The organism is Bacillus sp. FSL K6-1338 (assembly GCF_038006965.1).
GTDB classification, from domain to species: domain Bacteria; phylum Bacillota; class Bacilli; order Bacillales; family Bacillaceae_G; genus Bacillus_A; species Bacillus_A thuringiensis_S.
Genome location: NZ_JBBOWI010000001.1, coordinates 1,892,591 through 1,918,517 on the forward strand (window position 1 = coordinate 1,892,591; position 25,927 = coordinate 1,918,517).

The following is a 25,927-nucleotide window of genomic DNA, read 5'->3' on the forward strand; positions in this document are numbered from 1 at the left end:
GAAAAGACTGGAATTGATATCATAAAAGAGTTATAGTGAGTTATTCTAAGGGAAACATTGTAAAGTAAGGAGAATGGAAATATGTCATATGAATTTTTACTCAAATTAGGTTTAGCACTCTTTTTAGGATTATTCATCGGGATAGATAGGCAGCTAAAGAATAAACCACTTGGTGTGAAAACAAGTATGGTTATTTCTGTAGCAAGTTGTTTAATTACGATGGTTTCAATTGAATCTGTGCATGTATATTCTGTTCCAGGACATACAAATATGGATCCGATGCGACTGGCCGCTCAAATTGTTAGTGGAATTGGTTTTCTTGGCGCAGGTGTCATTTTACGAAGAAGTAATGATGTTATTTCTGGATTAACAACAGCTTCTATGGTGTGGGCTGCTTCAGCTTTAGGGATCGCAATTGGTGCGGGATTTTATTTACAAGCGACAGTTGCTATGGTTTTAATTATTTTAGCGATTAATGTACTTCCGCAACTTGTGAAAATTGCAGGACCGTATTCATTAAGACAAAAGGATTTATCTATAAAAATTACTGTTAAAGAGCATCATGAGTTAGATGGTATATTTAAGCAAATTAAAAATTTAGGCATGCATGTGAAACGCGTGAAAATTAAAGATATAGATAGTGGAGCATTTCAGCAATTGGAAATGGTTATTTTAGCTCCAGAAGATTTATATACAACAGAGTTATATAGTTCCCTGAAAGAGATTGATCGAGTAGTTTCAGTTGAAGTGGAAAGTAGATAATTGTGATAAAAAAGAGTGAAGTGAATTCACTCTTTTTTATTTGGATTTTTAAGGAAATAAATTGATATAATGATGAATAACAAGGGGGAGAAATGATGGAAATACATATTAGAAGAGCTATAAAAGATGATATACGAGGTATAGCAAAGGTGCATGTTGATAGCTGGAAAACAACGTATAAAGGTATATTTGCTGACGAATTTTTAGAAAATATAACATATGAGCAACGAGAAAAACAATGGGAAAACATTTTTCAACAAGAAGATACATGCCAATATAGATTTGTAGCAGAGACGTTAAATGGAACGATAGTCGGATTTATTGATGGGGGAGTTGAAAGAAGCGGTGCATATAATTGTGATGGGGAATTATATGCAATCTATCTTTTACAACAGTATCAAGGATTGAAAATAGGCCAAAAGTTATTTCAAGCGTTACTATCAGAATGTGTAAAGAATGATATGCAATCTCTTTTAGTTTGGGTCGTTACGAATAATCCTTCTAAAAAGTTTTATGAAAAATTCAACCCTGAAAAAATTGATACGAAATTTTTAGAGAGAGTAAAGGTAGAAGAAACAGCGTATTGTTGGAGAGATTTGAATTTGTTACAAAAACAAACAGCTATATAGATTGATGCATATAATAGTATTATGTAAACATATCATAGGGAAAGGTATACCTCATTTGGTGTACCTTTTTATTAATCCATCAAAAAATGGATTAATAAAAGTAGGTAATTAGTTTGAAAACAAGAATTTTTCTAGTGTACTTTTAACTAGATTAAAGAAAAGAAAGAAAAAAAGAAAAATTTTATTTGATAAAAAAATTCTGAAATATACTCTTGAATTGAATATCATTATCAATTAGAATCATAATTGATAACGACATTCAATTATCGTTTATTATATAAAATTTCGATAGCTTTAATATAAAGAGGAGGACCAACATGCAGCATGCGAAACAAATCGCAGAACATGCAACATTACAAAGCTTTTTAAACTGTTATTTAAGAGAAACAGGGAGTGGAGAATGGATTACAGAGGATGAAAGAATGAAGAGTATCTTCAGTAATACGTTGAATAGAGATACAGTCCCCACATATTTATGTTGTCGGCTATCGGCACAGAACGTTACTTTGTATGGAGAAGTTATATATAAATCATCAACAGATCGCCATTTGTTTGGAGAAAAATTTTATTATCAAATTGGAGATAGTAATTCTGTTATTAAAGCAGATTACGTTACAGTTATTACATTTTTAATAAAAGAGATGTCTATCAACTACGGAGAAGGAACGAATCCTGCGGAACTTATGCTTCGAGTCATTCGTAGTTGTCAAAATATTGAGGAATTTATAAAAGAGAGAATAGAAGATACATCCGCATTATACGGTTTCAATACAACTTTTATAGAAGCGGAGCAGTCTTTATTATTTGGGCATTTAACTCATCCTACACCAAAGAGTAGACAGGGGATATTGGATTGGAAAAGTGAAATGTATTCTCCAGAATTAAAAGGAGAATGTCAGCTTCATTATTTTCGGGCACATAAAAGTATAGTAAATGAAAAATCATTATTATCAGCTTCTACAACAACGATTATAAAAGAAGAATTAAGTAATGATGAGATGGTTAGTAAGGAATTTATAGCGAAGTACTGTAAGGAAGATCAATATGCATTAATTCCAATTCATCCGCTTCAGGCAGAATGGCTCTTGCATCAAGCTTACGTACAGGATTGGATAGTTCAAGAATTGCTTGAGTATATTGGACCTGTAGGTAAGTATTTTATGGCAACATCATCACTAAGGACGCTGTATCATCCCGATTCGAAGTATATGCTTAAGTTTTCATTTCCGGTGAAAGTAACGAATTCAATGCGTATTAATAAACTGAAAGAACTTGAGAGTGGTCTTGAAGGGAAGGAAATGTTAAATACGGCTATTGGTGAAGTACGAGAAAGATTTCCAGGCTTTGATTTTATTTGTGATCCAGCTTATATTACATTAAATTATGGAACACAAGAATCTGGATTTGAAGTCATTATTCGCGAGAACCCTTTTTATAGTGAACATGCAAACGACGCAACATTAATTGCTGGGCTAGTTCAAGATGCTATACCTGGGGAGCGTACGCGGTTATCGAATATTATTCACCGCCTAGCAGATTTAGAAAGTAAAAGCTGTGAAGAAGTAAGCTTAGAGTGGTTTAGAAGATATATGAATATTTCTTTAAAGCCAATGGTATGGATGTATTTACAGTATGGTGTTGCATTAGAAGCTCATCAGCAAAATAGCGTTGTTCAGCTAAAAGATGGTTATCCGGTCAAATATTATTTCCGTGATAATCAAGGATTTTATTTCTGTAATTCAATGAAAGAGATGCTTAATAATGAATTAGCTGGTATTGGAGAACGTACTGGAAATTTATATGACGACTATATTGTGGATGAGAGATTTCGTTACTACTTAATTTTCAATCATATGTTTGGCCTCATTAATGGTTTTGGCACAGCAGGATTAATTAAGGAGGAAATTCTTCTCTCGGAATTAAGGTCTGTACTTGAATCATTCCTTCCGTATAACCGGGAACCTTCAACATTTTTAAGAGAATTATTGGACGAAGATAAGTTAGCGTGTAAAGCAAATTTACTAACGAGATTTTTCGATGTCGATGAGTTAAGTAATCCATTAGAGCAAGCAATTTATGTGCAAGTACATAATCCGCTCGTTAGAGAAGTGGCTGTTCGTTCATAAATAGCGTTAAAATTTCACGTAATACAAATAATGGTATTTTGTCATGAGGTGGAGGGTTTTATGAGAGTGGACATGTATCATACGAAAGTATTGAAGGCGCTCGAATCAGAAGATTACATTTCAGTACGAAGAAGAGTGCTACGTCAATTAGTAGAATCGTTAATTTATGAGGGGATTATTACACCGGTTCGCATAGAAAAAGAAGAACAAATTCTTTTTATAATACAAGGACTTGATGAAGAAGACAAAAGTGTCACGTACAAATGCTATGGCAGGGAACGGATGACATTTGGACGTATTTCTTTAGACTCATTAATAGTAAGAGTCCAAGATGAACAGCAAGAAATACAATCTGTCTCGCAATTTCTAGAAGAAGTTTTTCGAGTTGCTAGTGTAGAACAAGCCAAATTAGATTCTTTTATGCACGAATTAGAACAAACAATATTTAAAGACACGATTGCACAATATGAAAGAAATAATAAGAAAGAATACAATCAAAAATCTTACGATGAGTTTGAAAGCCATTTAATAGACGGCCATCCATATCACCCTAGTTATAAAGCTCGTATTGGATTTCAATATCGTGACAATTTTCAATATGGATATGAATTTATGCAGCCAATAAAACTCATATGGATTGCAGCGCATAAAAAATACTCCAGTGTAGGGTATGAGAATGAAGTAATTTATGACGAAATTTTAATAGAGGAGATTGGTGAGCGTAAATTAGAAGAGTTTATGGAGCGAATTTGTAATCGGGGATGTAATCCAAAACAGTACGTGTTTATACCTGTTCATCCTTGGCAGTGGGAGAATTTCATCATTTCAAATTATGCGGATCATATACAGGGTAAATTTATTATTTATTTAGGAACATCAGAGGATGAGTATTGCGCACAACAGTCAATGAGAACGGTAAGAAATATTACGAATCCAAAGAAACCGTACGTTAAATTATCGATGAATTTACTCAACACTTCAACACTCCGTACGTTGAAACCGTATTCTGTTGTGAGTGCACCAGCAATATCAAATTGGTTAAGTGATGTTGTAAGTAATGACGCCTATTTAAGCGATGAAGCACGTTTAATCTTGTTAAAGGAGTTTTCCAGTGTAACGTATGACACGAATAAGAAAGCTATATATGGTTCATTAGGATGTATTTGGCGCGAAAGCGTTCACAAGTATTTAGATGCACAAGAGGACGCAATTCCTTTTAATGGTTTATACGCTAAAGAGAAAGATGGTACACCAATTATTGATGCATGGTTGAACAAATATGGAATGAAGGATTGGCTACAATTACTTATTCAAAAAGCGATAATACCAGTTATACATCTTGTTGTAGAGCATGGCATCGCACTGGAATCACATGGACAAAATATGATTCTAGTCCATAAAGAAGGGGTGCCTGTTCGTATTGCGTTAAAGGATTTTCATGAAGGGCTTGAGTTTTATCGTCCATATTTGAAAGAAGTTGATAAATGTCCCGACTTTACTAAAATGCATAGAACATATGCGAATGGAAAAATGAATGATTTCTTTGAAATGGATCGCATCGAATGTTTGCAAGAGATGGTATTAGATGCACTTTTCCTGTTTAATTTAGGAGAATTAGCGTTCGTACTTGCGGATGAATATGGATTGAAAGAAGAACGTTTTTGGATAATGGTTGTTGAAGAAATTGAAAATCATTTAAGAATATATCCACATTTGAAAGGTAGATTTGAAAATATTCAATTATATGCACCTACATTCTATGCTGAACAATTAACGAAACGTCGATTATATATGGATGTGGAATCGCTTGTTCATGAAGTTCCAAATCCATTGTATAGAGTAAGACAACTTATGAAACAAAAATCAGTTGTTACAGGGGGAAATTATGCTAATCGTTAATAAACAAGAGTATAGCAAAAGTGATTTTGAATTGAGATTACAAGTTTATGCGGAAATGGAACAATTTCAAAAAGCAGAAGGAAATAGATTTGCACTTTGTCTGAAAGATCCATTCGATATTATTACGCTTGTGTTTTTCTTAAAAGAAAAGAAATCATCAGTATTACTTATACATGAAGATACGCCAAAAGAAACAGCTATTGAAATGGCAAAGCGTGCAAATTGTGTAGGAATTTTATATGGAGAATATGGGGATTTTACAAAATTAGAAGTAGGGAACTTTTTACTAGAAGAGCCTTCTTTATTGCAATATAGTTCTGGAACTACAGGGGAACCGAAATTGATTCGTAGAGCATGGACAGAAGTTGATACGGAAATTACCGCTTATAATGAAGCTTTAAACTGTGGAGTAGATGAAGTGCCAATCGTTATGGCTCCTGTTTCACATTCATACGGACTAATATGTGGTACGTTATCAGCAATTAAGAGGGGGAGCAAGCCTGTAATCATTACGAACAAAAATCCTAAATTCGCATTAAATATAGTTCGTAATACAGAAAAACATATCATATATGCAGTGCCACTTATGTTACACATTATGGGGAGTTTTCCATTAGGAACGTTTCGGTTTCATAAAATTATGACATCCGGATCGCCTTTGCCAGAAGCACTATTTTATAAACTAAAAGAAATGACAACATTTATGATGCAGCAATATGGTTGTTCTGAAGCAGGTTGTATTAGTATATGTCATGATATGACAAGCCATTTAGATTTAGGGAACCCTCTACCTCATGCGAGTATAAGCATAGGTTCAGATGAAAATGCACCGGAAGAAATCGTCGTGAAAATGAACGATAAGGAAATTTTCACGAAAGATTTAGGGTATAAATCTGAGCGTGGCATTCATTTTATGGGGCGTATGGATGATGTAATTAACGTTTCAGGATTAAAAGTCTTTCCTATAGAGGTAGAAGAAACAATGCTTCGATTGGAAGGTGTTCAAGAGGCAATTGTATATCGAGGGAAACATCCTGTGATGGGCGAAATAGTTAAAGCGAAAGTGATCTCTCATGTTGATCCAGTGCAAATAAGAGAATGGTGTATTCAGCACTTACCTTCTTATAAAGTTCCGCATGAAATTGAAAGTGTAAATGAAATTCCTAAAAATAAAACGGGAAAAGTAAGTAGAAAGTTACTAGAGATGGGAGAGGTTACAACATGAGACGGGAAGCGTTAAAGAATGCCGTGTTAAAAATTATGATAGAAAAAATGGAACTGAAAAATGTAACGCATTTAGAAGAAACGATGCGCTTAAATCAAGATTTATATATAGATTCGGTAATGATGTTACAGCTTATTGTATACATAGAAATGGATTTAAAGCTATGCGTTCCAGAGGATGAGGTAGATCCAAAAGCATTTCTTACTGTAGGATCTTTGCTTGATTTTATGGAGGAGTTACAGCCGTTACAGGAAGTAAATGTGAATAACTAACCTTTAGGAAAGTGGATGAGAGTATGACTTCAATTAAAGTGCACTGTTTAGTGAGTTGTTTTTGTGAAATTATAAAAAGGCGTAGCGACATTGATTTTCGTCCATTTTATTTTGGACTATGGGATGGAGATTTTGATATAACAGAAGGCGGAATTATTTCATATCACTCTGAAAACATTAACCATGATCATTATTTACTTTGGTTTGAAAAATTGTACGGTATTAAAGTAAACGAATGGTATGATCATGCAAAAGATAAAGATAGCAATGTAGAAATGTTTTTAGAATTAGTAGAAAACAAGCCGGAAAATCGTTATATCATTGTAATGGTTGATATGTCTTTATTGCCAGAGAGGGAAAATAAATTTCATCAAAAACCGTTTCCGCATTATTTAATGATATCAAAAACAGAGAAAGAAGAAGAGTGGTTCATGCTAGATCCTGATTTTCGTTGGGAAGGGAATATGGAAAGAGAAAAAGTACTTCACTCTGTTCAAGATAACCCATTTGGTGGAGGGTATTTCATTGATATAGAAAGAATTGGGGAGCCAACGCAAGAAACAGTAGCTAGTTATTTCACAGAAACATTCAAAAAGAACGACAATGAACTGACTATGGAACTAAAAAATGTAATTGTAAAAATGGCAAATGAGGAAGAAGGGTATACGCTTTCTGGACTTGTAGCAGCAGTAAAACAAATACCAGTACTTGCAATTCGTAAATATAGTTATGAGCATGCCTTTGCATACTTCCGTGAAACGTTGCAATATTCGGAGCAAGAATTTGATTATTGGTGTGATCGGGTAGAGGATATTGTACAAGGATTTACAAATGTACAGTATCGTGCAATTAAAATGGCAATGACGAATAATAAAGGTATGCTAGTATCGATTATTGAAAAACTGGATGAAATGAATGCAATTGAACTGCAAATTAAGAAGGAATTAGAGAGACAGTTTCTATCATGGAAAGGTATGAAAACAAATCAGTCTGTCGTAACTCTTTAATAAGCTAACTGAATTTAAGATAGGGGAGTTTAATGCTATGAAATATTCGCTATGTACCATTTCATTTCGTCATCAATTAATTTCATTTACTGACATTGTTCAATTTGCATATGAAAACGGTTTTGAAGGAATTGAATTATGGGGGACGCATGCACAAAATTTGTACATGCAAGAACGTGAAACGACAGAACGAGAATTGAATTTTCTAAAGGATAAAAACTTAGAAATTACGATGATAAGTGATTACTTAGATATATCATTATCAGCAGATTTTGAAAAAACGATAGAGAAAAGTGAACAACTTGTAGTACTAGCTAATTGGTTTAATACGAATAAAATTCGCACGTTTGCTGGGCAAAAAGGGAGCGAGGACTTCTCGGAACAAGAGAGAAAAGAGTATGTGAAGCGAATACATAAGATTTGTGATGTGTTTGCTCAGCACAATATGTATGTGCTGTTAGAAACACATCCCAATACACTAACGGACACATTGCCTGCTACTATAGAACTATTAGAAGAAGTAAATCATCCGAATTTAAAAATAAATCTTGATTTTCTTCATATATGGGAGTCTGGCGCAGATCCAATAGACAGTTTCCATCAATTAAAGCCGTGGACATTACATTACCATTTTAAGAATATATCTTCAGCGAATTATTTGCATGTGTTTGAACCTAATAATGTATATGCTGCAGCAGGAAGTCGTATTGGTATGGTTCCGTTATTTGAAGGTATTGTAAATTATGATGAGATTATTCAGGAAGTGAGGGATACGAATCTTTTTGCTTCCTTAGAATGGTTTGGACATAACTCAAAGGAGATATTAAAAGAAGAAATGAAAGTATTAATAAGTAGAAATTTAGAAGTAGTAACTTCATAATGTGAAATGATGTGAGAGTCTCGTTTAGAGGCTCTTTTTTTATCGTGAAATAATAACCAAAAATTTCCATGTATTTTAATTTGAATTTTACACAATTTATATATAAATAAGGAGGTGATTGGTAATGGCTAGAAATCGTAATTCTAATCAATTAGCATCACATGGAGCACAAGCGGCTTTAGATCAAATGAAGTATGAAATTGCACAAGAGTTCGGTGTACAACTGGGAGCTGATACTTCTTCACGTGCAAACGGTTCTGTAGGCGGTGAAATCACAAAACGCCTAGTAGCGATGGCAGAACAACAGCTTGGTGGCGGATATACTCGCTAAATGTAGAAGGTTATAGGAGAAAGGAAGGATTCTTCCTTTCTTTTTTTTTCAATTAATTGGTATGGATATATAGCGAACAGAATTCAAAGAATAGAAGTAATACTATATTTTACCCAATTTCTTTTGTTGTGAATGGGAAGTATTAAAGATGTAATAGCCCTGGTGGAATGAAAATTATGTTCCAGCAGGGCTATTATATGGTAAGAAATATATGATGAAAGGTTCCGAAATCAACATGTTAAAAAAAGAAAACTGTTGTTTAATTGCGCTTGCATCAGTTCCACTTGTCATGACATTAGGGAATTCAATGCTTATTCCAATCTTGCCGACAATTGAAAAGAAATTACATATTTCATCGTTTCAAGTATCCATGATTATTACAATTTACTCTATCGTAGCCATTTTACTTATACCGATTGCTGGTTATTTATCAGATAGATGGGGACGAAAGATGGTAATGGTTCCGAGTTTGCTGATTGCGGCTATAGGAGGAGCGATAACTGGTTGGGTATCTTGGAAAGTTGATAATCCCTACATTTGGATACTAATGGGTAGAGCGATTCAAGGTATTGGTGCTGCTGGTGCAATGCCGGTTGTTATACCGTGTGTTGGTGATTTATACAAAGATGAAAAACAAGTTAGTACAGGTTTGGGAATCATTGAGACATCCAATACATTTGGAAAAGTGCTGAGCCCTATTTTAGGATCTGCTCTTGCTGCCATTGTATGGTTCTTACCATTTTGGGCGATTCCAGTTTTATGTGTCGTATCAATTGTTTTATTGCTGGTATTAGTAAAGGCAAAAAAACAAGAAGGGGAAGTACCACCACTAAAAGAGTTTATTCAATCTATTATCTCTACGTTTCGAGAAAAGGGAAGATGGTTAATTGCCATTTTTGCATTAGGTGCAATTATTATGCTTATTTTATTCGGAATTCTCTTTTATTTGTCGACTATACTGGAATCAAAGTATGACATTCATGGTATATGGAAAGGGTGTGTGCTTGCTATCCCGTTACTTGTACTGTCACTTAGTTCATATATGGCCGGTAAAAAAATTGGAGATAATCAAAATGTTATGAAGAAGTGTATTTATATTGGTTTTTTAATGGCAGCTGCATCAGTCATCATTCCTTTATTTATAAAAGGGATTTATTTACTACTTCTTTGTCTTGTTATTATGGGGATAGGAATTGGTATGGCACTCCCATGTTTAGATGCCCTCATTACACAAGGAATTGAAAAGGAGCAAAGGGGAACGGTTACGTCATTTTATAGTTCAATGCGATTTATCGGTGTAGCAGCTGGACCACCTTTATATTCTTTTTTTATGAAAGGGGCGGACCATGAAGTGTTTTATTTGACAAGTATTTTTGCTGCCATTGGTGCTGTTATAGCAATCATTTGGATTAAACCAGCAAAAGATGAAAAGACGGTAAAACAGAAACCGGAACCTACTTCATAATTTATAAGAGAATTGCATGATGTTTTCAGTAACATGCAATTCTCTTACGTTCATTAAGAATAAATAACTTGTTTTAACATATAAAGCGCGACACCCCATATGATGAGACCAGAAAATTTATTTAATAATAAGATTGCCTTTCCGGTTGAGTCTAGTCTTTTTAGAAATTTCCCCGCTAAAGCTAAGCTTATAAACCAAATCCAAGAAACGATAATAGTTGCAAGTGTGAAAGCCCATTTTTCACTTCCTATGTATTGAATAGAATTTGTTCCAATTACACCGATTGTGTCTAAAATTGCATGTGGATTTAATAATGAGACTGATGCTGCGAAAAGGATTTGCTTTTTTAAGGGCATACTTTTTTCTTGTTTTACATCGTTGGAAGGGTTACTTCTCCAAATAACAAAGCCCATATATAGGAGAAAGAAAAATCCAATTATATATAACGAGTTAGTTAGCCAAGAAAAAGTAAGGAGTACAAGGGAGACACCTTGCACCGCAATCAATATGAGTAACGTATCACATATAGAGGCAGTTAATACTACAGGGGCTGCCCTCCAAATGTTTGGTTGGCTTGCACCTTGGTTAAAGACAAAAACATTTTGTACACCTAATGGAATGATAAGTCCAAATGCAAGAATGATACCATGAATAATTGCTTCACTCATCATATTACCTCCTATTTTAATTCATTATGATAGTGTATATTGTATAGAAGAAATGAAAATTTGTATCCATCCATATGGTTGGGGAGGTTACCAACCAAAAAGAATATAAGGTGATATGATGGAAAGATTCGTTTGGAAACCGAATATGTCTCTAGCGACGCCGCTGTATAAACAAATAGAAACGTATATAAAAGAAAGGATCGTTAATGGAGAATGGACCGTTGGAACAAAATTACCTTCACAAAGAGATTTGGCCCATACATTTGGTGTGAATCGAAGCACAATTGTAATGGCTTTCGATGAACTAGTTGCGAAGGGATATATTGAAGGGAATGGCAGGAAAGGAACAATTGTTGTAAATAATAATGAGAATGCTTCAACTTACGCACCCCCGCCTAATTGGCAGTCTTATGTAGAAACAGGAGTTCATTATCCGAATCTCCCAGCTATTCAAGAGATTAATCAAGCTGAATTTTATCCACATGTAATTCGGTTAGGAACAGGTGAGCTCGCGCCGAGTCTCTTACCTGAGACAAAGATGAAAGAAATTATGAATAAGCTTTTAAAGTCAAATGTGACGCTTGGGTATGAAGAGCCGAAAGGAAATCTTTATTTAAGGGAAAAGATTTCCGAATACTTAAAGGGGCATGGTGTATATGTATCTCCTGACTCTATATTAATTGTTTCGGGAGCAATTCAAGCGCTGCAACTTATTTCTATGGGGCTTCTTTCGAAAGGGGCATCAATCTTATTAGAGAAACCATCTTATTTATATTCACTTAATGTTTTTCAATCAGCAGGAATACGTTTAATTGGAATCCCAATGGATGAGAGTGGCTTACATCCATTATTTATTGAGAAATATAAGAAGCAATTTAATGCCTCTATTTTATATACAATTCCGTCTTTTCATAATCCGACGAATTTTAGTATGGATACTAAGAGGCGAAAAGAAATAATGGAAGTATGTAATGAAATTGGATTACCTATTATAGAGGACGCAGTGTATCAAGACTTATGGTTTGATGCACCTTGTTCAAAACCTTTAAAAGCCTATGATAAAAATGGAATCGTATTACATATTGGAAGCATGTCCAAAGTAATTAGTCCAGGTTTAAGAATTGGATGGATTGTTGGACCCGAGCCAGTAATTCAAAGATTGTCAGACATAAAAATGCAAACAGATTATGGTTCAAGCTCTATATCCCAGCAAATTGCAGCAGAGTGGTTTACAAATGGTCTATATGATGAGCATTTACGATTTGTAAGAAGTGAATTGAAAAAACGAAGAGATTTTATGTTACTAATGTTAGATAAATATCTTCGTGAAATAGCAACTTGGCATGAACCAACAGGTGGGTTTTATATATGGGTACATATAAAAGTACCCATTTCATATCGTAGTTTATTTGATAAAGCTCTGCGAGAAAAGGTTTTATTAAACCCAGGTACTTTGTATGATAGAAGTGCAAATCAATTTTTGCGCCTATCATATTCATATGCAACGTTAGAAGAAATTGAAATAGGTATAAAAAAACTTGCACAACTAATGAAAAAGTAAGAGGAGAAAGTCATGAAACAATATGTAATTTGCCAAATGATTGGTGGACATAAATACTTAGCTGCTTATGCGGAGACGAAGCAAGAGGCGATTGAAAAAGCAGAACTGTTAGGATTAAGAACGGGAAATCGTTACATAGTTATTACTGCAGAAGAAGCCGAAGGGTTAACGTATCCTTAAACAATGTACGAGATTATATAGGAAGTAAATAAGCCTAGTAATATAAGAAATTACTAGGCTTATTTACTATTAGGTTGTTAAACGTTCTCGTATTTATATGCAAAGTAATAATATTATGAGTCAAGTTGACGGAAAAATCGATTTGTCTTTCGGTCTTGATTCCCTTTTCTATATTCATCAATATATTGCCTAAAGTTCCAAGCTTGTAAAAATTTATTAGCAGAGTTATAACCAGAATTGTAAAGCCATTCTTTTTCTTCCTTTGTCAGTTCAAAATTAGTACTTGTAATCGTTCCTGTTGGAATTGTAATGGTTCTTGCTTTTGATTCCTTATCTAAATGACGTAAATCATGGGCTTGCATCATTGTTTTAAATAGTCCTTTGAACATGGAAATAGGCTCGTTATAGCGAGCAGGGTCAGCTTGAATTTCATCCTTTACAAAATGAAATCCGAAAGTCGGCCAGCGAGGAGCGGTAGGTGAATCGAAGATCCAAATTGGATAATTACTTAGAATTCCTCCATCAACCATATAACAAGGCTGCTTCCATTTTGGAGTTCTCCATTTTACGGGTTCAAAGAAGAAGGGGATTGTACTACTCATTCTTACCGCTTTAGCAATAGAGAAGCGATAATTTAAAAATCCGTAGTTTGGTAAGTCGTCAGGAAAGACAACCATTTTACCATTACTAATATCAGAGGCGATGATTTTGAGTTTGTTTAGATCTGGTAAATCAGTAAATAAATGAACACCTTTTTTCCGAAGTAATTCTTCAATCCATTCTTCTATAAATACATTAGAGTATATACCTAGAGTAGTCCATGCACTTAGTCCCTTACCGATAAAAGGAATTCTATCAATAAAAGTTCTTTTCATAAATTTATTATAATCAATATCAGTTATAATCGTTTTTAACTCTGAACAAGAATATCCTGCCGCTAGGAGCGCTGCAATAATCGAACCAGCCGATGTACCAGCTACACGTTCCCATTCATAACCTTTTTCGGCTAACGCGCAAATTGCCCCAACATGCGCAATACCGCGCACACCGCCTCCTTCAAAAACACCATCAATCTTCATTAAACATACTTCCTTTCGAATAAAAGATTTGGAAATGGCAAAAAAGCACGTATTGTACGTGCTTTTTTTGCAATAGTTTTTAAGTTTACTAGCAGCCTACAAAGCCGCCCCAACAACTAGCTCCGATGATGATTAGAAGGATAAATAAAACGATTAATAAAGCGAAACCTCCGTAACCACAACCGCCGCCACCACCGTATCCGTAACCACAGCAACTATATCCGTAACCCATGTGGAATTCCTCCTTATATTTAAAAATGAACGAGGGGAAAATGTACTGGAAGAACTAAAGAATTATCGTGTTTGTAGGAACAATGTATAGTATGCTTATTTAAACTTGTTCGCGTACGAAGGATAAGCCCGTTTTTTGGAGGCTTGTTGATTTTGTAAAGAATGAAGTATAATCTTTGTACTAAGATACAAATAAGTATGTAAATGTAAGGAGAATTTATGAATAAAAAAATTGAAGTATTAATTGATAAATATGAACTAACACACTTGAAAGAGGAACTTATTAATACTATATTTCCTTGTATAAAAGTTGTGCCAAAGCAGCAGGAAACTGTTGCGATAGGTAGTTCGAAAATGGGGGGATTTCCAGATTTACCAGCTTTATTTGAATATCCAAAGCATAAAGGAAATCCACTACAATTTATCGCGCAATTTAACTTAAGTGATATACAAAATGTTGGTATGGATCACAATCTTCCTAAAACGGGGATGCTGTATTTCTTTTGCATTGAAAATTATTTTGAAGAAAATGTGAACCTAACAGAAGCTGGGCATGTACTTTATTATGATATTCCTGTAGAGCAATTACGAAGAGAAAATCAAATACAAGCGAAATATAACCAGTGTGCAATTACTTTTGAACTGACATACAAATTACCAGAACTTTTCATTGAAGATGAGGCTGATTCAGATCATTTCTTGCAATTACTTGAAGAGCTAATTCCGGATAACTACGATAACCATCAAATGTTTGGTGAGCCATTCTCTGTACAAGAAGAAGTGTTATATGAGACAGGAGAATATATGGGAGTAGACCCGCAGCAAATGACTCTTTTATTCCAAATTGATTCAGATCATAAAAATTGTAATATGGTTTGGGGAGAACTAGGAATGCTATATTTCTGCATTAGTAATGAAGATTTGAAAAATCGACGTTTTGAAAATACATGCTGCGTATTACAAACTTGCTAATGAAAAAAGGTTGTTCTTTTTAAAAGAACAACCTTTTTATGTGAATTAGTTAATATGCATAATCTCATATGACCTATACGAAAAAGTATTGTATACTCTGAAACTATACGATACTTTTTCGTATAGTTATAGAATATAAGGAGTGACAAGATGGGAAAGACAAGTAAGTATGTGACAGCTGCCGCACTTTGTTCAACTATAGTAATGGGAGGCTTACAAGCGTCATCTGTATCTTATGCAGCTACAAATCCGACTACAGTGACAGCACAATCAGATGTAAAGTTATTAGATGATTTCAGAAAAGAATTAAAAAAACAGATTGATAATCGAGAAGAAAATATTACAATCACATATAAAACAAAAGATAGAAATGCTAGAAATATTATGGATCAATTGTATGGTGAGTTTAATAAAATTGTAGATGCTGATGAGTATGTAAAATATAATGTAGCGTCTACTAGATATTCTATTAAAGGAATGCCAGGGGACTATACGTTTACACTGCAAGTAAAATACCGTGAATCAAAAGAACAAACTCAATATGTAAAAGCTCAGGCGAAAGCAATTGTTGGATCAATTGTAAAACCAGGGATGGATGAGCATGAGAAAGTAAAAGCTATTCACGATTACGTTGTTAAGCATGTGTCTTATGATACGTCTTATCAAGCGTATACGGCATATGAAGCATTAGCGAATCGTTCTGCCGTTTGCCAAGGATATACACTATTAACGTATGAGTTGTTAAAAGAGGCAGGTATTCAAAATCATATTGTAACAGGCACAGGAAACGGACAAGCTCACGCGTGGAATTTAGTAAACATTGAAAACAAATGGTATCACCTAGATACTACATTTGATGATCCAGTACCAGATAAAGCAGGGCGTGTAACTTACTCATATTTTAATATGTCTGACGAACAGTTAAGTAAAGATCACGACTGGGATCGTAGTAAATACCCAGCAGCAACTACAAGTTATTTTGGTGAATTAACAAATAAAATAAAAGCTGGTAGCTCAAAAACTGTCGTATATGAGCAAATGTTAAAAGAAACAAATTTACAATACTTATCTGCGGAATACGGAGCAGAAAATTATAATGAATTTAAGAAAAAGTTACAGCAACAGTTTGCAGCCAAACCAGAAAAAGTAGAAGTACGATATAAGCAGTCCATGGATGGAGCGATGCAAGATATAAAGAAAGTATTAAATGAAATAAATTGGCCAAAAGGTGCAAAGCGTGTGTCTTATCAAGTAGCACCATATAGTGCAATGGCCGGTTATTCATTAGCGACAATTACATTTACGTATTAAGTAATGAGAAAGAGCATCTGTAAAAGATGCTCTTTTTATATTTGTTGTTTAATTTAAAAAATTGTTAATTATGTGATAAAATAAAAAGGAGAAGATGTGAATGCTGAATGAACTTGTTCGAAAGTAATATATTTACATTGATATATACTTGTTTAGTAATCAGACTTATCGTTTTGTTTTTCATATCATTTACTTTGTTTATTAGAAGAGTATTACAAAGCAGCGCTGCAAAGAAACACTATGTAATTAATATGAACCAGAAGCTAGATCGAATTATTGAGTTGCTTGAAAAAGATAAGAAATAGCGATAGAAGTATGAAAAGGGGAAAGAGAATGGCCAACTATATAAAAGAATTACGTGAAAAAGTAGGGCATGATTATGTTTTCTTAAATTTTGCCGGTGGTTGTGTATTTAATAAAGAGGGAGAAGTATTATTGCAAAAAAGAGGAGACTTTAACGCTTGGGGATTTCCAGGTGGCGCAATGGAGATAGGAGAATCGGCTGCGGAAACTGCGATTCGAGAAATAAAAGAAGAAACCGGGTATGATGTAGAAATAAATGAGCTTATTGGAGTGTATACAAAATATTTTCAATCATATCCAAATGGAGATAAGGCACAGTCAATTGTGATGTGTTTTTCATGCTCAATAGTTGGAGGCGACAAAAAAGTAGATGGTGATGAAACGTTAGATTTGAAGTTTTTCCCGTTAGACGACATGCCACCGTTATTTTGTAAACAACATGAAGATTGCTTGCAAGATTTATTGGAGAAAAGAGTAGGGGTATATCGCTAACATAAAAAAAGAAGCTAAAAGATTAGCTTCTTTTTTATGTTCTATTTCCACCAATCATCAAACATTGACGCTGGTACTTGTCTTTTATGCTCACTTACTGTGTAACGTTTTTCAATTTTCTCTGCAACGTCAGCTGGAACTGCTTTACCTTCTAAATAATCATCTAATTGATCATAAGTAATACCTAACTCTGTTTCATCAGCTTGACCCGGTTTTTCATCTAATAAATCAGCTGTTGGCATTTTTAAGTACAGTCGCTCGTCTGCACCTAACTCTTGTAATAATGCACGTCCCTGGCGCTTCGTTAATCCCGTTAATGGTAATAAATCTGCACCACCATCTCCGAATTTTGTAAAGAACCCTGTTACAGCTTCTGCAGCGTGATCTGTTCCGATAACAAGTAGCCCTTTTTGTCCACCAATTGCATATTGTGTAACCATACGGATACGAGCTTTCACGTTACCTTTATTGAAATCAGTTAATGATTCACCTAATAAGTTCTCGTATTGATTTGAAAAAGCATCAACGGTTGAAGCGATATCAAATGCAGTTGATTGATCAGCTTGAATAAATTGTAACGCTAATTGTGCGTCATCTTCATCCTTTTGTACTTTATAAGGAAGACGTACAGCGATAAACGTTGCGTTACCACCTTCGTTACGAATTTCTTCAACTGCAAGTTGTGCTAAGCGTCCTGCTAATGTAGAGTCTTGGCCGCCGCTAATCCCAAGTACAAATCCTTTTGCACCTGTTTTTTTTACATAATCTTTTAAGAAATCAACTCGTTTACGAATTTCAACTTTTGGATCAATTACAGGCTGAACATGTAATGCTTTCATAATCTGTTCTTGTAATGTCATTATGTTTTCCTCCTATTCATATTAAAGCGGTAAAAAAATTATGTATTATATTGGTACATACTTCTATCCTTTATTATTTCGCAAAACTAACGAATATACAATAGGATGTGTGTATGAATATGAATGTAGTCATTATAAATAAAGTACTACGCATAATCAATTTTTTTAAACCTTTCAAAACTGTAAGGTTTTTGTCATTTGAATCGATGGAAGGTATTTCCGTACTTTACTAATATAAAAACATAGTTAGTAGAAAGAAGGGCGGAGAAGTAATATGAACATTAGAGAACTCGCATATCGGAATGTAACGCGAAATAGACGGACATACTCAGCCTATTTTTTAAGTAGTGCATTTGCAATTATGGCCTTTTTTGTGTATTCATTTTTTGCGTTTCATCCGGCATTAAGTGCAGGAGAATTGGGGCAGTACGTATTCGTAAGTATGTCTTTTGCACAGTCTATTATTTACTTATTTACATTCTTCTTTATTTTATATTCGATGGGAATGTTTTTAAAAACGAGAAAGCGTGAGCTAGGAATTTTAATGATGCTAGGTATGACGAAATATCAATTAAAGCGTCTTATCTTTTTTGAAAATATTATGATTGGAATAGGGGCAATTATTTTTGGTATTCTTTCAGGTATGTTATTTTCAGGGGTATTAATATTTGCCGCCCCGATGATATTAAAACTAGATATCTCCTTATCCTATTACATACCGATGAAAGCAATTGTTGTAACGAGTATTATGTTTTTCATATTATTTATGATCATATCATTGTTTAGTGCAGGAATGATTCGTAAAAATAAAATTATGAAGTTGTTTAGAGGATCAGCAGAGGCAAAACCGGAACCGAAAGCATCAATCATTTCTTCAATATTAGCAGTAGTGTTGCTTAGTGCTGGCTATGTAGGAGCTCTTCTATCGCATGGCGCAATGGTATTTATTATGATGATTCCTGTTACAACGGTAGTTACTATTGGGACGTATTTGTTGTACAAGCAGCTGAGTGTCTTTATTATTCGATTATGTAAAAAAAGTAAACGTTTCTATTGGACACAGACTAATATTATTACGTTATCAGATTTAGCGTATCGCATGAGAGATAACGCAAGAATGTTCTTTATTGTAACCATTATTTCTACTGTAGCATTTTCAGCAATAGGGACATTAGTTGGCTTCGCATCCATGACGAAAGGGATAATGGAGAGACCAATTGCGTTTCATTACCATTCTAAGCAAGGGAATAGTAACGAATCACAACATATACAAATGATTGACAAAGGATTAAAGAAACATAATATAGCAGCTTCAAAAACTAATATTTCGACAAAGAAAACGGAGGAACAGTCGTTAAGAAGCGCCACTTTTATAAAAGAATCAGACTATAAGGAATATGCAAAGTTAACAGGAGAACCATTTAATACTGTAGCAAATAAAGAGGTTGTATTTTTGTCAGCTAATATACCAGGGCCGGCGATGAAAGAAAGAAAAGAAATTACTTTACCCAATATGAATGAACATTTAAAGGTGAAAAAAGTTACTTCATCTTCATTGGGGAAAATATTAAGAGGAAATGTTTATGTAATCTCTAATAATCAATATGATTCATTACAAGATGGATTTATAGAGACAAAAGATTATATGTATAAAACTGAAAGAATGAAAGATGAGATTGAAATTGGTAAAGAGCTTACGCATCAAATTAAACCGCATCAAGAACATTCAACGTTTAGTGCGGAAGAGTACGAACAAAACCAAAGTTTACAAATTGCAGGACCGATTTTATTTGTAGGTTTCTTTATTGGTATAGTATTTTTCGTTTGCGCAGGAAGTTTCCTTTACTTCCGTTTATTCTCCGATTTGGAGGATGATGTTCGCTTGTTCGAAATGATTCGAAAAGTTGGATTGACGAGTGGGGAATTATCGAAGGTAGTTACAATTCGATTGGCGCTTTTATTCTTCGTTCCAATTGGTGTTGCAACATTACATGGGGCAGTAGCCTTAACGGCGTTAGGGCAAATGTTTGAGTACTCATTGTTTAAAGAAAATACAGTTGTATTAAGTATTTTCATAGGTATTCAAGTTGTATACTTCTTACTTATAAGATCCCGTTATGTAAAACAATTGAAAGAGAGATTACGTATGCATTAAATGTGTTTTTTTAACTCGAGTACAAAATTTTCTAAAAAGAGGCAAGTATTGTCAAAAAGTGATAAAATGGAAAAAGCGAGGTGGAAAAATTAATAGAGAGTAAGGGGGGAGAACTATGAAAGCAACAGGAGTTATTCGAAAAGTAGACGAATTAGGACGAATTGTTATCCCTAAAGAATTACGCGATGTATTGGGAATACAAATCAAATCACCGCTTGAAATTTTTGTAGAAGCAGATAAAATCATTTTGCAAAAATATCAACCTTACAATGCTTGCCAAATCACAGGTGATGTTTCAGAACAGAACATATCATTAGCAAATGGAAATATTACTGTTGGGATAGAGGGAGCGGAATATTTAGTAAAAGAAATAGAAAAGTTTTTAAACAAGAGTGAGGTTTAGTCTTAATTTATATTATTTTTCAAATTACATATCATTTTTTTAAAAGACTGTAAGAGGACCATTAATTGGTCCTCTTATTTTGGTTATTAGTTGAACGACACGGGCTGTTACTTCCTACAAATCATAGGGGAAATAAAAAAGTAGTATAGAGTTAGTTAATGATGTTGAGAAATATTTGAAAAGAAGGAAAACAAAAAGAATAAAACGAATGTTACATTTACAAGTATTCAAAAGTGGTCTGAAATGAAAATAATACATTTTCAGGAGGGATTACGATGAGTAGTACAGTGAATAAGCAAAAAGGTATACAATTGATTCCGTTTACCGTAAATAAGGTGGTAGAGCAAGTAAATGAAATTCCACCAGGTGTACAACTGATTCACGCTCCACAAGTATGGGAAAAGAGTGTGAAGGGGCAAGATGTAGTCGTTGCCGTATTAGATACAGGGTGTGATACCAATCATATAGATTTAAAGGATCGTATTATCGGCGGAAGAAATTTCACAAAAGATTATGAAGCTGATCCAAATGTGTATCTTGATAATAACGGACATGGTACTCATGTAGCGGGCACGATTGCCGCGACTGAAAATGGTGTCGGTGTATTGGGAGTTGCACCACTTGCTAAAATGTTAGTATTAAAAGTTTTAGCGGGAGATGGTTCTGGAAGTTATGAGCAAATTATTGAGGCAATTCATTATGCTGTAAATTGGAGAGGGCCGAATCAAGAGAAAGTGAGAATTATTTCAATGTCACTTGGTGGTCCGCAAGATGTTCCAGAATTACATGAAGCAATTCAAAATGCGGTAAATCAGGATGTTCTCGTTGTATGTGCTGCTGGAAATAATGGAGATTGCGATGATGAAACAGAGGAATTAGATTTCCCAGGTGCTTATTCTGAGGTAATTGAAGTTGGTGCTGTTAATTTAGAGCGGAAGATTACATGTTTTAGTAATTCAAATCAAGAAATTGATCTAGTAGCGCCAGGTGATGAAATATTATCTACGTATCCAGATGGGAAATATGCTGTGTTAAGTGGAACTTCCATGGCGACGCCGCATGTTGCTGGAGCGCTCGCCTTGCTCATTAAACAGTGTGAGAAAGAATATGGTCGAAAGTTATCGGAGCCGGAAATATATGCACAACTCATTAAAAGAACTGTACCTTTAGGGTACGAACGTACATCTGAAGGAAATGGATTAATAGATTTATTAAAAGAATAGCCATATTAAAAAACATCTCATATTCATATGAGATGTTTTTTAATATGGCTCTGTCGCATGTAATACAACTTGTAACAAACCTGGGAATCTAGCATTTAAATCTTCTACACGAATTGAAATGAAACGTTGTGTTCCTTCAAGGCGCGTGTACATAACACCTGACTCACGTAAAACTTTGAAATGGTGAGATAAAGTTGATTTCGCAATAGGAATGTTTAAAGCGCCACAAGATTGTTCGTTTTTCTCTAGTAACATATTTACAATTTGTAAACGAATTTGATCGCTAAGTGCATATAAGACAGAAGAAAATTGAATTTCTTCTCGATTTGGATGATAGAGTGTACGCATATTTCACCTGCTTGTATAAGTTGAGATATTTGCACTATAACATATAAAGTGGTATATTTCTATTGTTCGAATATATTCGAACAATAGAAATATAGGGGGAGAAAAAATGAAGTATACAAAATTGCAAAAGGCAGGATTAAATATTTCAAAGTTGGGTTTAGGTACAAATGCAGTAGGGGGACATAATTTATATGCTGATGTGAATGAAGAAGAAGGAAAGCAATTAGTAGAAGAAGCTATTCAGCAAGGGATTACATTTTTTGATACAGCAGATTCATATGGTGTCGGTAGATCTGAGGAAATGGTAGGAGAAGTATTAAAGGGAAAACGCCATAAGCTTATACTTGCTACAAAAGGTGGAATTCAACCGTTATTAAATGGAGAAACTTATATTAACAATGAACCAAGTTATTTAAGAAATGCTGTGGAGAATAGCTTAAGAAGGTTACAGACTGATTATATTGATTTATATTATTTGCATTTTACAAATTCTGAAACAAGTTACATAGATTCAATCGGAGAGCTTACTCGTTTAAAAGAAGAAGGGAAAATTCGTTCAATTGGAATATCGAACGTAAACATAGAACAATTAAAAGAAGCGAACCAACATGGTCATATAGATGTTGTACAATCTCCGTACAATATGTTAGAACGTACGGCTGAGGAAGAACTGTTGCCGTATTGTATAGAAGCGGGTATTTCATTTATTCCATATGGGCCTCTTGCTTTTGGAATATTAGGCGGAAAATATACAGAAGATTTTAAATTGAACAAAGTCGATTGGCGCCAAAATGTAAATCTATTTGAAGAAAATACATATAAGAGTAATTTTAAGAAAGTGGAAAAGTTAAAAGGGCTAGCTAAAGAAAATCATATTGAAGTGTCTCATTTAGCGTTAGCATGGTTATTAAATAAAGAAGGAATTGATACAGTTATACCTGGTGGAAAGCGGGCAGAGCAAATAAGAGAAAGTGTGAAAGCGGTAGACGTTTCATTGAATAAAAGAGTCATGAAAGAAATCCAATCTATTTTAGAAGATTAGTGAAACAGAGGGATAGTACCCTCTGTTTATATAAGTGGAAATAAAAAATCTATCTTAAAGCGTTATAAACAATTACTTACAGATTCAAAGGTTTCACTTTCCTATTTTGCCTACTTTATTTTTCAAACCGGAAATTTTGCTGCATTTTCATTCTTTGGTGTATGGCTTTTCGTTCAATTTGGGTTACAGGTTCATGAAGTAGGTACGGCTATGCTTGTACTAGGATTAGGAAATTTAGCTGGTAATATTTTGGGCCCTAGACTCGTAAATAAAATTGGTTACAATTTTTCTTTCTATGGTGGAATTGTATTTACAGCAGTGTTATATGTAATACTCCCTTATTTAAAGAGTATTATATTTGTTGAATTATTTTTCTTTGTTTTATTTTTTGTGACAGGAATTTTGTTTGTATTAATGATGGGACACTTACAAAACATGTCTACTATAGCAAGAGGAACAGGTGCTGCTCTTGCAAATGCCTCGATGTACATTGGCCAAATGATTGGTGCGGCAATAGCAGGAATGTTATTTGCAACATCTCATAATTTTATATTAGTAGGTAGCTTTACTGCGTTATTATATGTTTTAGCTTTATTTCTGTTTAGAAAAAGTGAAAACATTAATAAAGATAATGAAAAAGGAATTGCATCATAAAGTTTTAGTAAATCAAAAAGCACTTTTTGGGTTAAGTCTAAAAGGTACTTTTCTTTTTGATTGCATAGTTGCTGCATTTTCATTATGTATACCTGCATCTTTAATAATTCGTTGTTCAGCTATATTATTGAAAAAGAATTGTAATAAAATTATGGGAAAATAAAAAATCCCTATGGTGATAGGGATTTATATATCGGCATATAGCTCCTCGGAAAAGGATATACCTAGTTTAACATATAGAAGTACTTATATTTGTGAAATAGATGTGAAAGTAATGTGAAAAATATTGTAACAAAAAGCACTGTTTTAGCTAATGTAACTAAAACAGTGCTTTTCTTTTTGATTGAACAGTTGCTGCATTTTCATCATGTATACCTGCATCTTTAATAATTCGTTGTTTTGCTTTATTTAATAGATGGTTCACTGCTTCACCAAAATAGTTAGCTTCGCTTTTTGTGCGGGCTTCTCGTAAACATTTATAGTTTTCTAGCAGTTCCTCTTTTTCGGAGTTTGTTAAGAAATCTTCTATTTTCTTTTTTGTCATACGAAACACCCTTTCTCCTGACAAACGACGCAATAGAAAATATTTATTTCTCATTATAACAATAATTTTAAAAGAAAGTATACACTAACGTCGCAATAATTTGTCAATTTCTTGAATCTTCTCATCAGCTTTCCCAATTTGCGTATTTTTAGCCTGTTCGCCACCAAGAGCTTGATGTAGTAAGAAAGTTTGACCGGAAATAGCAGTTACAATGGATACTTTTATAATTTCTTTTATTGCGGTGACATCGAATAAAACGAGTCCGAGAAGTGCGGCTAGGCTACCGGTAAAAATATCAGTTAAAAATCCAAAATGAAAAAATGTTTTCAAACGGCGTGGAAGCAATAACTTACCTTGGTTATTGATTAGATGGGAAACGAAGCCAGTAATGCCACCAACGAGAACAGCGGTTAGCCATTGATACATTTCCATCGAATCCACTCCTTTTAGTGAATAAGATTCGATTATTTTATATTGATTCCTTTTAATATTTCATATAAGCATATTGAGAAAGTTTGTTTGGGTATATTTTGTATTCAATTTAATTATAACAGAAAATTCCGATAGATTTCAGTCTATTATATGAATCATTTTTACAATAATATGAATGCAGAAAGGGGTGCGTGATATGAATATAGATTATCGAATAAGAAGTGTAGATGGTTATACAAAAAAAATAGGGGAATTAGTAAGCATGCTTGAGCATACGAGAGCTGTAACATTAGGCGAAGTAAGAAATTTATCAGTTGAGCAATTAGATTTAATTATGCAGAGTAGCGGGAATTCAATTGGTGCCTTATTAAAACATATAGCAGCTATTGAAAAAGTTCATCAGCTTATTTCATTTCAAGATCGTGACTTTACAAAAGAAGAATTAGAAATATGGGAAGATGCACTGTATTTAGGGGAAGCGGGTAGAGCAATCCGTGGTCATGAAATACAGTATTATGTACAACTTCTACAAAGTGTTCGAGAAGAATCTCTGAAGTATTTAAGTGAACAAGGTGATGAGTGGCTCATGTCAGAAAGAAAGTGGCCTAACGGTGTAGTATATAACCAGCACTATCTTTGGTTTCATGTGCTAGAAGATGAAATTAGTCACCGAGGACAAATTAGAATGCTCAAAAGCAAGTTATTTGAAAATTACGTTAAATGATGTAGCTTTTTATAGGAGAATTCCATATAATGAGAGTAATTAAAATAAGAACGGGGTGATGTGTTATGGCGAAAATAACTTATATGAATAATAAACCAAATACAAAGGTGGATGGAAAGGGCGAAACGATATAAGTGAGCGCACTATCC

At 34.0% G+C, this 25,927-nt stretch carries 28 protein-coding genes and 1 pseudogene; 22 read left to right on the forward strand and 7 right to left on the reverse strand.

Annotated elements, in window-relative coordinates; all coding sequences use genetic code 11:
* The first annotated feature begins 81 nt into the window (after nucleotides 1–81).
* From NZ044_RS09840 to NZ044_RS09885, 10 genes are all read left to right on the forward strand, one after another.
* Nucleotides 82–762: an MgtC/SapB family protein gene (locus NZ044_RS09840; protein WP_000119510.1), complete on the forward strand. Its 681-nt coding sequence runs from the start codon at nucleotides 82–84 to the stop codon at nucleotides 760–762.
* A gap of 95 nt (nucleotides 763–857) precedes the next feature.
* Nucleotides 858–1,391, forward strand: a complete 534-nt coding sequence (locus NZ044_RS09845) for a GNAT family N-acetyltransferase (RefSeq protein WP_000402427.1) — start codon at nucleotides 858–860, stop codon at nucleotides 1,389–1,391.
* Between the two features lie 317 nt (nucleotides 1,392–1,708).
* A complete protein-coding gene (locus tag NZ044_RS09850) occupies nucleotides 1,709–3,517 on the forward strand; it encodes an IucA/IucC family protein (protein WP_074789653.1) in 1,809 nt (602 codons plus the stop codon).
* A 60-nt stretch (nucleotides 3,518–3,577) separates the two neighbouring features.
* Nucleotides 3,578–5,416 (forward strand): IucA/IucC family protein, encoded by a 1,839-nt coding sequence (locus NZ044_RS09855; RefSeq protein ID WP_001261817.1) that lies wholly within the window; start codon nucleotides 3,578–3,580, stop codon nucleotides 5,414–5,416.
* On the forward strand, nucleotides 5,403–6,641 hold the full coding sequence (locus tag NZ044_RS09860; protein ID WP_000909565.1) for an AMP-binding protein: 1,239 nt from the start codon (nucleotides 5,403–5,405) through the stop codon (nucleotides 6,639–6,641). The genes NZ044_RS09855 and NZ044_RS09860 overlap by 14 nt, the downstream gene beginning before the upstream one ends.
* Entirely contained in the window at nucleotides 6,638–6,913 is a 276-nt protein-coding gene (asbD, locus tag NZ044_RS09865; RefSeq protein WP_001250559.1) for a petrobactin biosynthesis protein AsbD, read from the forward strand. Before NZ044_RS09860 ends, asbD begins: the two co-directional genes overlap by 4 nt.
* A 23-nt stretch (nucleotides 6,914–6,936) precedes the next feature.
* Nucleotides 6,937–7,920, forward strand: a complete 984-nt coding sequence (locus tag NZ044_RS09870) for a DUF6005 family protein (protein WP_000200700.1) — start codon at nucleotides 6,937–6,939, stop codon at nucleotides 7,918–7,920.
* A 37-nt stretch (nucleotides 7,921–7,957) separates the two neighbouring features.
* The gene (locus tag NZ044_RS09875) at nucleotides 7,958–8,800 is read left to right on the forward strand and encodes a sugar phosphate isomerase/epimerase family protein (RefSeq protein WP_000877678.1); all 843 of its coding nucleotides are present in this window, start codon (nucleotides 7,958–7,960) and stop codon (nucleotides 8,798–8,800) included.
* Nucleotides 8,801–8,924: 124 nt separating this feature from the next.
* The gene (locus NZ044_RS09880) at nucleotides 8,925–9,131 is read left to right on the forward strand and encodes an alpha/beta-type small acid-soluble spore protein (protein WP_000113545.1); all 207 of its coding nucleotides are present in this window, start codon (nucleotides 8,925–8,927) and stop codon (nucleotides 9,129–9,131) included.
* A 235-nt stretch (nucleotides 9,132–9,366) separates the two neighbouring features.
* Nucleotides 9,367–10,596 (forward strand): MFS transporter, encoded by a 1,230-nt coding sequence (locus NZ044_RS09885; protein WP_002083274.1) that lies wholly within the window; start codon nucleotides 9,367–9,369, stop codon nucleotides 10,594–10,596.
* Nucleotides 10,597–10,649: 53 nt separating this feature from the next.
* Here the strand turns inward: NZ044_RS09885 and NZ044_RS09890 are convergent, their stop codons facing one another.
* The gene (locus NZ044_RS09890; protein ID WP_001287302.1) at nucleotides 10,650–11,264 is read right to left on the reverse strand and encodes a LysE/ArgO family amino acid transporter; all 615 of its coding nucleotides are present in this window, start codon (nucleotides 11,262–11,264) and stop codon (nucleotides 10,650–10,652) included.
* 118 nt (nucleotides 11,265–11,382) lie between these two features.
* Here NZ044_RS09890 and NZ044_RS09895 point away from each other — a divergent pair, with 118 nt between their 5' ends.
* Nucleotides 11,383–12,825, forward strand: coding sequence for an aminotransferase-like domain-containing protein (locus NZ044_RS09895; protein ID WP_002083275.1), 1,443 nt, complete (start codon nucleotides 11,383–11,385; stop codon nucleotides 12,823–12,825).
* 12 nt (nucleotides 12,826–12,837) lie between these two features.
* A complete protein-coding gene (locus tag NZ044_RS09900) occupies nucleotides 12,838–13,005 on the forward strand; it encodes a DUF3933 family protein (protein ID WP_000816388.1) in 168 nt (55 codons plus the stop codon).
* A 113-nt stretch (nucleotides 13,006–13,118) separates the two neighbouring features.
* On the opposite strand, the gene NZ044_RS09905 is transcribed toward NZ044_RS09900, so the two are convergent.
* On the reverse strand, nucleotides 13,119–14,084 hold the full coding sequence (locus NZ044_RS09905; RefSeq protein WP_000686798.1) for a patatin-like phospholipase family protein: 966 nt from the start codon (nucleotides 14,082–14,084) through the stop codon (nucleotides 13,119–13,121).
* 88 nt (nucleotides 14,085–14,172) lie between these two features.
* Nucleotides 14,173–14,316: a YjcZ family sporulation protein gene (locus NZ044_RS09910; protein WP_000540420.1), complete on the reverse strand. Its 144-nt coding sequence runs from the start codon at nucleotides 14,314–14,316 to the stop codon at nucleotides 14,173–14,175.
* A gap of 218 nt (nucleotides 14,317–14,534) precedes the next feature.
* On the opposite strand from NZ044_RS09910, the gene NZ044_RS09915 reads away from it, so the two are divergent.
* From NZ044_RS09915 to NZ044_RS09930, 4 genes are all read left to right on the forward strand, one after another.
* Nucleotides 14,535–15,287: a YwqG family protein gene (locus NZ044_RS09915; RefSeq protein WP_001034828.1), complete on the forward strand. Its 753-nt coding sequence runs from the start codon at nucleotides 14,535–14,537 to the stop codon at nucleotides 15,285–15,287.
* A 150-nt stretch (nucleotides 15,288–15,437) separates the two neighbouring features.
* Entirely contained in the window at nucleotides 15,438–16,598 is a 1,161-nt protein-coding gene (locus NZ044_RS09920; protein ID WP_000520849.1) for a transglutaminase domain-containing protein, read from the forward strand.
* Between the two features lie 107 nt (nucleotides 16,599–16,705).
* The gene (locus tag NZ044_RS09925) at nucleotides 16,706–16,903 is read left to right on the forward strand and encodes a DUF4083 domain-containing protein (protein WP_014894789.1); all 198 of its coding nucleotides are present in this window, start codon (nucleotides 16,706–16,708) and stop codon (nucleotides 16,901–16,903) included.
* A 28-nt stretch (nucleotides 16,904–16,931) separates the two neighbouring features.
* Entirely contained in the window at nucleotides 16,932–17,393 is a 462-nt protein-coding gene (locus tag NZ044_RS09930; RefSeq protein WP_000024996.1) for an NUDIX hydrolase, read from the forward strand.
* Between the two features lie 41 nt (nucleotides 17,394–17,434).
* On the opposite strand, the gene nadE is transcribed toward NZ044_RS09930, so the two are convergent.
* The gene (nadE, locus tag NZ044_RS09935; protein ID WP_000174897.1) at nucleotides 17,435–18,253 is read right to left on the reverse strand and encodes an ammonia-dependent NAD(+) synthetase; all 819 of its coding nucleotides are present in this window, start codon (nucleotides 18,251–18,253) and stop codon (nucleotides 17,435–17,437) included.
* Nucleotides 18,254–18,527: 274 nt separating this feature from the next.
* Here nadE and NZ044_RS09940 point away from each other — a divergent pair, with 274 nt between their 5' ends.
* The 3 genes from NZ044_RS09940 (at nucleotide 18,528) to NZ044_RS09950 (ending at nucleotide 22,034) form a co-directional block, all read left to right on the forward strand.
* The gene (locus NZ044_RS09940; protein ID WP_001025981.1) at nucleotides 18,528–20,408 is read left to right on the forward strand and encodes an ABC transporter permease; all 1,881 of its coding nucleotides are present in this window, start codon (nucleotides 18,528–18,530) and stop codon (nucleotides 20,406–20,408) included.
* Nucleotides 20,409–20,523: 115 nt separating this feature from the next.
* Nucleotides 20,524–20,811, forward strand: coding sequence for an AbrB/MazE/SpoVT family DNA-binding domain-containing protein (locus tag NZ044_RS09945; RefSeq protein WP_000648324.1), 288 nt, complete (start codon nucleotides 20,524–20,526; stop codon nucleotides 20,809–20,811).
* 275 nt (nucleotides 20,812–21,086) lie between these two features.
* Nucleotides 21,087–22,034 carry a serine protease gene (locus NZ044_RS09950; RefSeq protein WP_000099758.1) on the forward strand — a complete coding sequence of 316 codons (948 nt, stop codon included), beginning with the start codon at nucleotides 21,087–21,089 and terminating at the stop codon, nucleotides 22,032–22,034.
* A 39-nt stretch (nucleotides 22,035–22,073) separates the two neighbouring features.
* On the opposite strand, the gene NZ044_RS09955 is transcribed toward NZ044_RS09950, so the two are convergent.
* The gene (locus tag NZ044_RS09955; RefSeq protein WP_001259904.1) at nucleotides 22,074–22,382 is read right to left on the reverse strand and encodes an ArsR/SmtB family transcription factor; all 309 of its coding nucleotides are present in this window, start codon (nucleotides 22,380–22,382) and stop codon (nucleotides 22,074–22,076) included.
* Nucleotides 22,383–22,488: 106 nt separating this feature from the next.
* On the opposite strand from NZ044_RS09955, the gene NZ044_RS09960 reads away from it, so the two are divergent.
* Both NZ044_RS09960 and NZ044_RS09965 read left to right on the forward strand, forming a co-directional pair.
* Nucleotides 22,489–23,424: an aldo/keto reductase gene (locus NZ044_RS09960; RefSeq protein ID WP_000877951.1), complete on the forward strand. Its 936-nt coding sequence runs from the start codon at nucleotides 22,489–22,491 to the stop codon at nucleotides 23,422–23,424.
* 15 nt (nucleotides 23,425–23,439) lie between these two features.
* A pseudogene (locus NZ044_RS09965) lies at nucleotides 23,440–24,078 on the forward strand (MFS transporter); the annotation flags it as partial.
* Nucleotides 24,079–24,397: 319 nt separating this feature from the next.
* On the opposite strand, the gene NZ044_RS09970 reads toward NZ044_RS09965, so the two are convergent.
* Together NZ044_RS09970 and NZ044_RS09975 are read right to left on the reverse strand one after the other, a co-directional pair.
* Nucleotides 24,398–24,622: a hypothetical protein gene (locus NZ044_RS09970; RefSeq protein ID WP_000162602.1), complete on the reverse strand. Its 225-nt coding sequence runs from the start codon at nucleotides 24,620–24,622 to the stop codon at nucleotides 24,398–24,400.
* An 84-nt stretch (nucleotides 24,623–24,706) separates the two neighbouring features.
* Nucleotides 24,707–25,054 (reverse strand): DUF4257 domain-containing protein, encoded by a 348-nt coding sequence (locus tag NZ044_RS09975; protein WP_000426317.1) that lies wholly within the window; start codon nucleotides 25,052–25,054, stop codon nucleotides 24,707–24,709.
* 196 nt (nucleotides 25,055–25,250) lie between these two features.
* On the opposite strand from NZ044_RS09975, the gene NZ044_RS09980 reads away from it, so the two are divergent.
* Complete coding sequence (locus NZ044_RS09980) at nucleotides 25,251–25,778, forward strand: DinB family protein (protein WP_340949706.1); 528 nt, start codon at nucleotides 25,251–25,253, stop codon at nucleotides 25,776–25,778.
* The last annotated feature ends 149 nt before the right edge of the window (nucleotides 25,779–25,927 follow it).